A 242-nucleotide genomic window follows, 5' to 3' on the forward strand; every position below is an offset into this window, starting at 1 on the left:
GTGGAAGCACGGCGACGTGTGGAGCTGAATGATACTAATCGGTCGAGGCTTTGATCTAGTCTAACGGTTTGAGTGAATTGATGAGTCTTCAGTTTTGAGAGAACAATCTCTTAAATAATATTGACGTTATGACTAAATAATGTTAATATAATACTTGTCTGGTGGCGATAGCGAAGCGGCCACACCCGTTCCCATGCCGAACACGGAAGTTAAGCGCTTCAGCGCCGAAAGTAGTTGGGGGT

Annotated in this window: 1 rRNA gene; it reads left to right on the forward strand. The window is 45.0% G+C overall.

Annotated elements, in window-relative coordinates:
- Positions 1-157 precede the first annotated feature (157 nt).
- Positions 158-242: ribosomal RNA gene (gene rrf, locus KNP06_RS15225) — 5S ribosomal RNA — on the forward strand; the annotation flags it as partial.

Origin of the sequence: Exiguobacterium sp. s21, from assembly GCF_018617975.1 — a bacterium.
GTDB lineage: Bacteria > Bacillota > Bacilli > Exiguobacteriales > Exiguobacteriaceae > Exiguobacterium > Exiguobacterium mexicanum_A.